Raw genomic sequence first — 12,255 nt, 5'->3', positions numbered from 1 at the left:
CCCGTCCGGGTCAGGCCTGGCTGACGGGGGTGTTGACGGGGGTGTTCTGGTAGGCGGCGAGCCGCCACTGGCCGTCCCTCTTCACGACCAGCCAGGAGGCCCGGATGGCCCGCTCCGGCGAGACCTCGGTCTCGCCGGGCGCGAGCACCCCGCCCTGGGTGATCAGCACTCCGGTCTCGCCACCGAGGAACCTGATGTCGACGGGCTGCCCGGTCACCCGGGTGTCCTTGAAAGGACCCTCGAACGCCGCCGCCATGAACGAGCGGATCTCCGCACGGCTCCTGTGGTAGAGGCCGGGCAGGATCAGGCTCCCGTCCTCGGTGAAGACGTCGGCGAAGGCCTGGGCGTCGTGCTCGGCCCAGGCCGCGACGATGCGCTGGGGAATGGCCACGACGGCGGCCTTGTCGGCCTCCGAGGGGCTCGCGGCGGTCGATGAGGGGCTGGTGGTGGTCATGATCTTCCCTTTCTCTGGAGGTCTCCGGGAACCGGGCCCGGGAGTCTCTGCGGTTCGACGGGGAAGCAGCGGGGCTCGGACGGTGCCGTCCGCCTTCTCCCCGGCGGCCCCGCACGCCGTACCGGCGCCGGACGGTCTGTCACCCCACCGGCAATGGCGCTGACCGCCGCCGGTGCTCACTCCTCGACCGTCCCATCCGGGGCCCGGACCTCGCATCTTTCGGATTGCGCAGTCCCGCCCGCACGGCCGGGAACGCGGCAACCTGGGAGAAGCCACCCCGGTTTCCGGGTGCGACCATTGAGGTCCGCAGCGGGCTCGTCTCCCTGCGAGAGCGCTCGACAGCCACCGGTGCATGGAGGAGTTGGGGTGCGAGACGAGGAGAGAGACCCGGCGGGCGACCCATGGGAGGCCGCGGCGGGCCCGGCCGGAGCACGGCCGAGGACGCGCCCGCTGACCGGTGACGAATACATCGAGAGCCTGCGCGACGACCGTGAGATCTACGTCTACGGCGAGCGCGTCAAGGACCCCACGACCCATCCGGCCTTCCGTAATCCCATCCGGATGACGGCGCGGCTCTACGACGCGTTGCACGACCCGGACAGACGAGACGTCCTGACCGCGCCGACCGACACCGGGAGCGACGGGTACACCCACAGGTTCTTCACCACGCCGCACAGCGCCGAGGACCTCGTCGCGGACCAGAGGGCCATCGCGGCGTGGGCGCGGATGAGCTACGGCTGGATGGGACGCAGCCCCGACTACAAGGCGTCGTTCCTCGGAACGCTCGGTGCGAACGCCGACTTCTACGGGCCCTTCGCCGACAATGCGCGCCGCTGGTACCGGGAGTCGCAGGAGAAGGTCCTGTACTGGAACCACGCGATCGTCCACCCTCCCGTCGACCGCAACCGGCCGCCGGACGAGGTCGAGGACGTCTTCGTCCACGTCGAGCGGGAGACCGGGGCGGGGCTCGTCGTCAGCGGGGCCAAGGTCGTCGCCACCGGATCCGCGCTCACCCACTACAACTTCATCGCCCACTACGGCCTGCCCATCAAGAAGCGGGAGTTCGCGCTGGTGGCCACCGTGCCGATGGGCGCGCGGGGGATGAAGCTGATCTGCCGCCCGTCCTACTCCGCGTCGGCCGCGGTGATGGGCAGCCCGTTCGACTACCCGCTCTCCTCACGGCTGGACGAGAACGACACCATCCTCGTGCTGGACAAGGTCCTCATCCCCTGGGAGAACGTCTTCGTCTACGGCGACGTCGGCAAGGTCCAGATGTTCACCGGGCACTCCGGGTTCATCGAGCGGTTCACCTTCCACGGATGCACCCGCCTGGCGGTGAAGCTGGAGTTCATCGCGGGCCTGCTGGCCAAGGCACTGGATCTCACCGGCACCGGGGACTTCCGGGGCGTGCAGAGCAGGATGGGCGAGGTCCTGGCCTGGCGAAACCTCTTCTGGGCCCTCTCCGACGCCGCGGCGCGCAACCCCGTCCCGTGGCGCAACGGCGCGGTGCTGCCCAACCCCCAGTACGGCATGGCCTACCGATGGTTCATGCAGGTCGGCTACCCCAGGATCAGGGAGATCGTGCTGAAGGACGTCGCCAGCGGGCTGATCTACGTTAACTCCAGCGCCGACGACTTCAAGAACCCGGACCTCCGCCCCTACCTTGACAAGTACCTCCGCGGGTCGAACGGCGCCGGCGCCGTCGAGCGGGTCAAACTCATGAAGCTGCTGTGGGACACGGTCGGCACCGAGTTCGGCGGCAGGCATGAGCTGTACGAGCTCAACTACGCGGGAAACCACGAGAACACCCGAGTCGAGCTGCTGCTCGGGCAGCGCGCCTCAGGGCAGCTCGACGCCTACAAGGCGTTCGCCGACGAGTGCCTGGGGGAGTACGACCTGAACGGCTGGACCGTGCCCGACCTGTCCGCCTTCGACGACCTGCGCCACGTCAGGAACGGCCTGCTCAACGGCTGACCCGCGCGGCTCCTCCTGAGGCGCGAGGCGTCATCCCGCTGACCCCCACGGGCAGGCGGTGGCGTCACCGTGACCCGGCCGCCCATCCCATGACATCTCGTCATCTGAGAAGTAGGCGTGACTTGTCAGCATCGCTGTGTGATCCTCGTGCTCAGGTGGCCAGTGATCCACGCACGTGAGCGAGAGGAGCGCCGGTGGGACGGGTGTTGGTCGTCGAGGACGATGACAGGATCGCGAGGCTCGTCGCTCGTGTGCTGCGAGATGACGGCCATGCCGTGGACACGGCGGCGACCGGGAGCGAGGGGCTCCAGGCGGCGCTCGCCCGCGACTTCGACCTGGTCGTGCTGGACCTCATGCTCCCCGGGCTCGGCGGCGACCAGGTGCTCGAACAGCTCGTCGAGGCCCGTCCCGAGCAGCGCGTCCTGGTCCTGTCCGCCCTGTCGGACGTCGGTGTCCGGGTTGCCTGCCTGGAAGCGGGCGCCGCCGACTTCCTCGGCAAGCCGTTCGCGGTCGCCGAGCTGATCGCCCGGGTCCACACCCGGCTGCGCGGGCAGGCGCCGGGCGCGGCCACGCGGTGGCTTGAAGCCGGGCCCGTCCGTCTCGACCTGCGCCTGCGCAGGGTCGTGATCGCGGGACGGCAGACGGAACTGCCCTTTCGCGAGTTTCTCCTGCTGCAGCACCTCATGCGGCGGGCCGGGCAGGTGTGCAGCCGCGCCGAGCTGCTCGCCGACGTGTGGGGGCTGACCTTCGATCCCCGCAGCAACGTCGTGGACGTCTGCGTACGGCGGCTGCGCACCAAGCTCGACGGTCCCCAACGGGTGGAAGCGGTGCGCCATGTCGGCTACCGATTCGTCGAGGACTAGTCACCTGCTGATCGCGGCCTGGTCGGTGAGCGCGCTGGTCGGCATCGTGATGATGTACCTCCTGCCGGGCAGCGAGACGATCCCGTTCCACCTGGTGTGGATCGGTCTCTCACTCGTCTACGGCTTCACCGTCTGGCGGCCCTTCGCCATGCTCATGACGCTGGCGGCGGTGACGGTGAGCACCGGCTACGTGCTCGCCCACCACGCCGAACTCGGCGAGATCGGCTGGGAGGAGACCACGGAGGTCCCGCTGATGTCGATGCTCTTCGCGGTCATGGTCTGGCACGTCTACCGCAGGCAGCAGGCGCTCGCCCAGGTGGCGAGACTGGCGGATGCGGAGCGGCGCGGCGCGGAACGGCGACAGCTGTTCGTCAGGTTCGCCTCCCACGAGCTCCGCACGCCGATCACCGTCGCCCGCGGTTACGTGGAACTGGTCAGGAACACCGTGGAGCCCGCGGCCCAGGAGGACCTGGCCATCGTCATCGAGGAGCTCGACAAGCTGGCCGGGATCAGCCAGCGGCTGATCACGCTGATGCAGGTGGACGACCCCTACCCGCGGCACGTCAGGGACGTGGACGCCGAGCTGTCCAGGATCGTGCGGCGCTGGGAGCCCGCCGCGCCCCGCTCGTGGTCGGTGCGCTCCTGCGTCGGCCTGATGCCGGTGAACGCCGAGCGTCTCGAGGCCGCGCTCGACTGCCTGCTGGAGAACGCGGTCAAGTTCACCGACCCCGGCGACCGGATCGAGGTGACCGGTTACACCAGGCCGGGTGCCTGGGTGGTCGAGGTGGCCGACTCCGGGATCGGCGTCACCGTGGAGCAGGCGCGAGCCCTGACCTCCGGTGCCGTCCGGCTCACCCGGACCACGACCGGCAGTGGCCTCGGCCTGGCCATCGCGCGCGCCGTCGTCGAGGGCTGGGGCGGCGGGCTCGTCGTGACCGGAGAGCCGGGCGCGGGAACCACGGTGGCCCTGTGGATTCCCGAGTCGTCGGGAAACGCGGCGGAGGGCCTGCCGGTCCCGGCGACGCGGATGACGACCTGAGGTTCCTCACCGGTACGGCCTCGCCTGCCCCGACACCGCCCCTACCGGGCGGGCGAGATGACAGGTAGATGACAAGCGTGTCATGAAATATGGTCATCGTCGGGTGTGGCGGCCCATGATCCGGGCATGCGTCGTCGTAGATCCAGGTTCACCCCGTGGGGGGTCGTGGTCACCCTCGTGGCCGCCATGCTCTCTTCGCCCGCCTTGGCGCCGCCGGCGGCCGCGCAGGAGAGTTCGATCACCGTCCAGGCCCGAGACCTGGCCACTGGCGATCCGCTGCCGGCGTTCCAGTACCTCGTCAACGTCGACAACACGCGGGTGCCCAGCGATCCGGACCCCGCCCTGCGCACGGGGGTCGCGGCCACCGAGAGCAACAGTCCCGTCGTCGCCGAGGGCGACCAGAGCAGGGCCACGCTCGACCTGCCCGCCGGGCGCTACCTCATCTCGGTCCGCTCGGCCGACCACAAGATGTGGGGCAGGCACATCACGCTGCCCAGGGACGCGGGAACGATACCGATCGCCCTGTCCGAGGCGAGTGACGCCCATCCGCTGCCGCTCGGCAAGATCCGGGTGTTCGTCTTCAACGACAACCAGTGGGCCAACGGCGCGCCCGACACCGGCGAGGCGGGACTGCCCGGCTTCCAGGTCACGCTGAAGGAGCAGACCAACTCCCAGGTCGCCGTCGATTACCACAACCGCCCGCTGTGCGGCGGCGACTGCCGTACCGCCTCGGATGGGTTCGTCCAGATAGACGACCTGGGCCCGGCGACGTACTTCATCAACGTGGTGCCCCCCGACAGCTGCGGCGCGGACGGATCCGGCAGGTGGACCCAGACCACGACCATCGACGGCGGAGTCTCCCTCCAGGCGGGCGTCGAGGAGGGCAGTGACGGCACCGGCGCTCCGGGCGAGTCGTTGTGGGAGCCGCCGGACCGCCGCACCGGGTACTGGTTCGGCTTCGTGTGCACGGCCACCGACTTCGCCACCCCCGGCACCGGGTCGATCAGGGGCACGGCCAGGAACTGGAAGGCCTGGCCGCCGTTCGAGGTCCTGAAGACCGCAGAGCCGGTCGAGAACCCCTACGTGGCCCTGACCAGCAGCGCCAACGACACCACGCTCTACGTCGGCCAGGGCGACGGCGAGGGGAACTTCACCGTCCCGAAGGTGCCCGCGGGCTCCTACATCCTGTCGATATGGGACGAGCAGCTGAGCTACATCATCCGCTTCCTGCCCGTCGAGGTGACCGCAGGGCAGAACGTGGACCTCGGCGACGTGGGAGTCTCCCGCTGGTTCGGCTGGCTGTCCGGCCACGTCTACCAGGACACCGGCGTCGCAGCCGACGGGACCGCCCTGCCCGCGGGCAGCAAGGGCAACGGCATCCGCGACTGCGCCGACACCAACGACGAGGCCACCTGCGAGCCCGCGATCCCCAACACGGACGTCGACCAGCGCTGGCGGGACGGGTCGATCAAGGACTCGACGTTCACCGACGCGCAGGGCCGCTACGAGTACACCAACGCCGAGGGCGGGCCCCTCGGCAAGTGGTTCATCGGCGAGGTGGGATTCGCCCGCTTCGGCACCACGGGCGCCTCGGTCCGCAGCGAGTACGACCCGGCGCGGGCGGCTCACGTGCCGACCGACGAGGGCGGCGGGCTGCTCACCAACCAGCTCGTCATCGAGGGGCACAGGAGCGAGGTCGACTGGGGCAAGTACCAGTACGGCAACAAGCCAGGACAGATCATCGGCATCACCTACTTCGCCACGACCCGCAACGAGTTCGACGCCCGCATGCAGGCCCACGAGAACTACGAGCCCGGCATCCCCGGTGTGACCGTGAGGCTTGAGGGGCCGGGATCCGACGGGCAGCCGGGCACCGCGGACGACGTCGTGCTCAACGAGTACGTCACCGACCACTGGAAACCCTCGACCGGCTGCGACGTCCTCGACCACAAGGGCGACGACATCAGCGCTCAGCTCAACCCGCTGATCGGCCCCAGGTGCGTCGAGGTGCCGTCCACCGGAAACGAGACCAAGGACGCCGCCTTCGACGGCGGCTACGCCTTCGCCGACTACTGCCCGGCCACGGCGGGTGGCTTCGGCCACTTCGACGCCGACGGCGAGAGCGTCTGTGGCGACGGCAGCGCGCCGGTCCCGCTGGTCGCGGGCACCTACATCACCCACGCGGTGATGCCCGCCGACCCGCAGGACCCCCGGCCGTGCAACCCCGCCGGCCAGAAGTACGTCAGCGGCCCCGGCGGGAACGGATGCCTGTACCGCCCGGTCCGCGAGGAGGACGTCAACGTCGACCTCGGGAACCGGTTCACCCCCGCCATCCCGCCCCCTGTCTGCGCCGGGGACCAGCACGTCATCGACCAGTCGACGCTGACCCCGCGCAGCCCGTACCACGGCGTCGAGCCGAGCCCCTCAAGGCCGCTGTGCGACAAACGCCTGGTCGTGCTGCAGAACAACCAGAACGCCAACGCTGACTTCCACCTGATGACCAACTTCAGGAACGGGCCCGACGTGGCGGAGCCGGGACGCATCGTCGGCCTCGTCTCCGACGACATCTACTTCGACCGCGACCCCAAGTCCATCTGGTACGGCGAGCCCCGCGCGATCGGCAACATCCCCATCGGTGTCCGCGACTACAACTGGCGCCTGATCACCACGGTGAACACCAGCGAGAACGGCGGCTACGAGGCGCTGCTGCCGTCGACCGAGACCTACAACTGCCCGATCCCGCAGGGGACCTGTCCCGGCATGTACGTCGTGGTCGTCAACGACCCGGGAGACAAGGCCCACCCGAACCCCACCTTCAACCCCAACTACCTGACCGCGTCCTTCGCCTGGGACGTGTGGCCCGGACAGACCGACCAGCTCGACACCCCGCTGGACCCGATCTCAGGAACGGCGTGTGAGCTTCCGGTGAACACCCCCGAGGTACTGGAGGTCTCCAGGCCGTACACGACGGCGGGTGACCCGGCGGCGGAACGTCGGATCACCATCCAGGGCGACTTCTTCGGGACCGCGGCGGGCAGCGTGGTGCTGGGTGATCAGGCGGCGCCCCAGAGCCGCACCCTGACCACCGCCAACGGCGGAATCGTCAGCTGGGGCGACCGTCAGATCGTGATCAGCGTCCCGTCGGTCGGTGTCACGCCCGCGCAGATACGCCCTGGCCCGAAACAGCTGGCGGTCCGCACCGCGGCGGGCGTCTCCTCGATCAACGGGCTCACCTTCCACGTACGGGGCAACGCGGGCGGGGTGAACTACCAGCCGCCGATCGTCGACGTGGCCCCGCCCACCACCGCGGGCGCGATCCAGAACGCGGTCAACGCCGCGGCCCCGGGCAGCCTGCTGGTGCTCAAGCCCGGCGTCTACCACGAGAACGTGCTCATGTGGAAGCCCGTCCTCCTGCAGGGACTCGGCCCCGGCGGTCTCGTCGGCGCCCGCGAGCTGCTCGAGCGCGCACCAGAGGACCCGCGCGCCGGCATCCAGGGCACCGTCGTCGACGGCCGGTTCTTCCACGACAACAAGCCCACCTGGACGGCGGCGCTGACGGCGGCCGGAACACTGGCCGGGGTCGACGCCGACCACCCCGTCCTGGAGGGAGCTGGCATCACGGTCGCGGCCAAGACCACCACGGCGTTCCCCGCGGGCCCGCTGGCAGCCCGCGTCGACGGCCTCGGCATCACCACGGGCCAGGGCCAGGGAGCCGGTGGAGTCCAGCTCCAGGCCTACGCGGCCAACCTGCAGATCACCAATGACATCTTCGAGAGTGACGGCGGCCTGTTCGCCGGTGGCATCGGCCTCGGCCAGCCGTACACCGACAGCCACAACACCGGAGTGAAGATCCTCAACGACAGGGTCCTCGGCAGCGGCGGCCTCGCCCGCTCCGGCGGGATCGGCATCTTCCGCGGCTCCGACGGTTACGAGGTGGCCAGGAGCATCGTCTGCGGCAACTTCGGAGTCGAGTACGGCGCGGGCATCTCCCACTGGGGCCTGTCACCCGGCGGCTCCATCCACGACAACCAGGTCTACTACAACGACTCGGTTGACTCAGGGGCCGGAATCAGCGTCGCGCAGGAGTTCCCGCGCCCGCTGCCCGACGGCACCACCCCGCTCGGCGACGGCTCCGGCAGCGTGGATGTCGACCGCAACCTGATCCAGAGCAACTACTCCGGCGACGACGGCGGCGGCCTCTTCATCGAGAACGCGCACACCGCCCGCGTCAACGTCCGCAACAACATGATCGTGGACAACGGCGCAGCCGACCTCGGCGGCGGGATCATGATGGACGACTCCGCGAACGTGGCGATCGTCAGCAACACCGTGGCCAACAACGTCTCGACCGCCTCGTGCGAGACGTGCGACGAAACCCCGCACTCCGCGGGCCTGGCGGCCGAGGCCAACGACCCGCTCTTCCAGGCGACCCTGCCCCCCGGGTCGCCCGCCTTCGCCAACCCCGTGGCGCTGTTCGACAACATCTTCTGGCAGAACGAGGCGTTCACCCTCAGCCATCCCGGGCCGGGCGCGACACTCGTCTCACACGGCCCCATCGACCTGGAGGTGCACGGCACCACCGGCGGCGCGGACACCTTCACCCCGCGCTACTCGTCGCTGACGGCCAACCTGATCCGCGGCTCCGACGGGACGGACCACCCGCTCCCGGCGGGCCAGGGCAACGTCTTCGGGCAGAACCCGCAGTTCGTCCAGCCGTTCACCGTGGAACTGACGGTCGCCGGATCACGGCTCGACCCGCAGACGGCCTCCGTCACGATCACCGGGCAGGATCCGCCCGTCGGGCTCACCGGCGACTACCACCTGACGGCCACCTCACCCGCGATCAACAGGGGAGCGCCGTACTCCACCTACCCGGCACCGCGGACCCCCGCCGCCGTCGGCGCCCCGGCGACCGACTACGACGGCCAGCCCCGGCCACGGGGAGCGGGCCCCACCCCATTCGATCTCGGCGCGGACGAGGTGCGATGACCATGAGACGCAGGGACCTTCTCAAGGCGGGAGCCCTGGCCGCCGGGCTGGTCGTCGGCGGGCAGGCGCTGGAGGGTACGGCGGAGGGCACGATGGAAGGCACGGTGGAAGGCACGGTGGAGGGCACGGCGCGAGCGGTGCCCGGCCCGGCCACGCGGATCGCGCTCGCGGGCACCGACGGATACATCACGATCCCCGGCAGGGCCCCGGTGTACATCTTCGGGTTCCTCGCGGTTCCCCCGGCGATGTCGATCGCGGAGCTGACCGCGGCCTACAAGGGCAAGGCGCAGCACGTCGCGCCCGTCCTGGACCTCGGGCAGGACCGGGACGCCTACATCACGCTGACCAACCTCGGACTGGTCGGCAGGCCCGACCTCGTCGACTCCCACACCATCCACTGGCACGGCTTCCGCACCCCGGCGACCGTTTTCGACGGTGTGCCCGAGGTGTCGGTCTCGGTGCCGATCGAGCGGCAGTTCACCTACTTCTACCGGCCGCACGACCCGGGCACGTACATGTACCACTGCCACTTCGAGGACGTCGAGCACGTGCAGATGGGCATGACCGGCATCGTGTTCGTCCGGCCCGCCCAGGACGGCAGCACGGCCCTCGACCCGCTGCGCAGGAGCACCACCTACGCCTACAACGACGGAGACGGCTCCACGGCCTACGACCGGCACTTCGCGATCCTGCTCAACGAGATCGAGGAGCGCGAGCACGACGCGGACGAGCAGATCCAGGAGTTCGTCTTCACCGACTACGACCCGCAGTACTACACGCTGAACGGCAGGGTCTACCCCCAGACGGTCCTGCCCAACGGCCACCCGTCACTGCCCGGGCAGCCGGTCTCCTCGCTCGTCCAGGTCAATCCCGGGGACCGGGCCCTGCTCAGGCTGGCCAACCTGGGCTACGAGCAGCACGCGATGCAACTGCCCGGGATCCCGATGAAGGTGGTCGGCGAGGACGCCACTCTGCGCCGCTCCCCTTCGGGAGCCGACACCTCCTACCCGGCAGGCACCCTCTACATCGGCCCGGGGGAGGCACGGGACGTGCTGTTCACCGCGCCGCCGTTCAACCCATCGGCCAGGGTGTCCACCGACGCCCGCGGTTCCTACAACACCTACCTGTTCAAGAACCGGGACTTCCGGCGGCTGTCGAACCACGGTGCTCCCGGTCTCGGCGGCATGGCGACCGAGGTCAGGGTTTACCGGGGTTCGCCGCTGCCGTCCCAGAGCGTGGTTGGGGAGACGTATGCGTAAGCTGATCGCCCTGGTCGGCGCAATGGTCGTGGCCATGGCGCTGGTGCCGCTGCCCGCGCCCGTGGCGCGGGCGCAGGCGGCGGCGCCGAAACAGGGCCTCGTCTGCACCGGCGGCCCCTCGTTCGACCTGACCGCCAGGAGCGGATACATCGAGACGCCCGACGGCAACAGCGTCCTCATGTGGAGTTACGCCCCGGCCCAGGGCGGGTTCCAGAGTCCCGGCCCCGTATTGTGCGTCGAGCAGGGCGACGAGGTCACCGTCCGCCTCCACAACGACCTCGCCGAGCCGGTCTCGATCGTCTTCCCCGGCCAGCTCGCCGTCGGCGGAACCGGCGCCCCGGGACTCCTGGCCAAGGAGGCCCCCGCCGGTGGCGACGCGACCTACACCTTCACCGCGGGCAGGCCCGGCACCTACGTCTACGAGAGTGGCAGCGACCCCTCCAAACAGGTTGAAATGGGGCTGTATGGCGCGCTTGTCGTGCGCCCCGCCGGGCACCCCGACTACGCCTACGACGCGGCCACCAGGTTCGACCCGAAGCGGGAGTACCTGATGCTGCTCAGCGACATCGACCCCGACCTGCACCACGCGGTCGAGACGGGCGGAACCTACGACTTCACCACGCTGCGCAACCGCTACTTCGCGATCAACGGCAGGCAGTTCCCCGACACGCTCCAGAACAACGGGGTCTCGTGGCTGCCCGCCCAGCCGTACGGGGCGCTGGTCCGGGTCAAATCGTACGACGCGACGGGAAACCCGCTGCCCGCGCTGATCCGGATGGCGAACGTCGGCGCGCTCAACCACCCCTTCCACCCGCACGGCAACCACGTGCGGCAGATCGCCCAGGACGGCAGGCCGCTGCGCACGCCCGACGGTGGCGACGCCACCGGAGAGCACTTCGGCCGGACCGTCGCCTCCGGCCAAACCCAGGACTTCCTGTTCACCTGGAAGGACCAGGACTCCTGGGACAGCCAGGGCAACCCGCTGCCCGCCTCCGTCGCGTCGCCCGACTACCGCAACCTGACCTTCAAGGACGGCGACACCTGGTCGAGCGGCAGCGCCTATCTGGGTGCGAAGGGCACCCTGCCGGTCGGCACCGCCTCGCAGAACGTCTGCGGCGAGTGGTACTTCCCCTGGCACAGCCACGCACTGAACGAGTTCACCAACTTCGACGCGGGGTTCGGCGGCATGGCGACCCTGTTGCGGGTCGATCCCCCCGGAGGGTGCGCCGCCGTCGCGGCGAGCTCCTCGATCCTCGCCGGAACCCCGAGATCGGGGACCGTCGCCGCGCTGGCGACGGCGGACACGGCGTACTACCAGGTCGACTCGACGGCCACCGGGACACCGGCCGCCGACTGGTCCGGCGGCTTCGCCGGGGTGCCGACCGGCGCCACCGGCCTCACGGTCACCTACACCGGCCGCAACTCGGCCGCCGCGCTGCCGACCACCCTGTGGGCCTGGAAGTGGTCCACCGGCGCCTGGGTCCAGCTCGGCGCGGCGGCCGACGTCGGCACCGCGGACGCCACGATCACCCGGACCCTGCCCGCCCCCCAGACCGACTTCCTGGGCACGGGGGCCAACCAGGGCAAGGTACGCGTGCGCGTGCTGACCACCGGTACGGCCACCGGCTTCCTCACGCAGGGCAACCTGCTCCGACTCACCTACGACGCACCGTGAGG

General features: G+C 70.1%; 7 protein-coding genes. 6 read left to right on the top strand and 1 reads right to left on the bottom strand.

The genetic code is table 11. The annotated features are described in order from the left end of the window. Positions 1–10: 10 nt before the first annotated feature. On the bottom strand, positions 11–454 hold the full coding sequence (locus AB0395_RS08765; RefSeq protein WP_366278384.1) for an SgcJ/EcaC family oxidoreductase: 444 nt from the start codon (positions 452–454) through the stop codon (positions 11–13). A 366-nt stretch (positions 455–820) separates the two neighbouring features. On the opposite strand from AB0395_RS08765, the gene AB0395_RS08760 reads away from it, so the two are divergent. The 6 genes from AB0395_RS08760 (at position 821) to AB0395_RS08735 (ending at position 12,253) form a co-directional block, all read left to right on the top strand. Beyond that, on the top strand, positions 821–2,428 hold the full coding sequence (locus AB0395_RS08760; RefSeq protein ID WP_366278382.1) for a 4-hydroxyphenylacetate 3-hydroxylase N-terminal domain-containing protein: 1,608 nt from the start codon (positions 821–823) through the stop codon (positions 2,426–2,428). A 194-nt stretch (positions 2,429–2,622) separates the two neighbouring features. Then, positions 2,623–3,291, top strand: a complete 669-nt coding sequence (locus AB0395_RS08755) for a response regulator transcription factor (RefSeq protein ID WP_366278380.1) — start codon at positions 2,623–2,625, stop codon at positions 3,289–3,291. Next, complete coding sequence (locus tag AB0395_RS08750; RefSeq protein ID WP_366278378.1) at positions 3,263–4,330, top strand: HAMP domain-containing sensor histidine kinase; 1,068 nt, start codon at positions 3,263–3,265, stop codon at positions 4,328–4,330. Before AB0395_RS08755 ends, AB0395_RS08750 begins: the two co-directional genes overlap by 29 nt. 126 nt (positions 4,331–4,456) lie before the next feature. After that, positions 4,457–9,319, top strand: a complete 4,863-nt coding sequence (locus AB0395_RS08745) for a choice-of-anchor Q domain-containing protein (protein ID WP_366278376.1) — start codon at positions 4,457–4,459, stop codon at positions 9,317–9,319. A gap of 2 nt (positions 9,320–9,321) precedes the next feature. Beyond that, positions 9,322–10,578, top strand: coding sequence for a multicopper oxidase domain-containing protein (locus AB0395_RS08740; RefSeq protein ID WP_366278374.1), 1,257 nt, complete (start codon positions 9,322–9,324; stop codon positions 10,576–10,578). Continuing rightward, entirely contained in the window at positions 10,571–12,253 is a 1,683-nt protein-coding gene (locus tag AB0395_RS08735) for a multicopper oxidase domain-containing protein (RefSeq protein ID WP_366278372.1), read from the top strand. Before AB0395_RS08740 ends, AB0395_RS08735 begins: the two co-directional genes overlap by 8 nt. Positions 12,254–12,255 lie beyond the last annotated feature (2 nt).

Source organism: Streptosporangium sp. NPDC051023 (genome assembly GCF_040689595.1).
GTDB lineage: Bacteria > Actinomycetota > Actinomycetes > Streptosporangiales > Streptosporangiaceae > Streptosporangium.
This window is presented reverse-complemented; position numbering and strand designations above follow the sequence as displayed.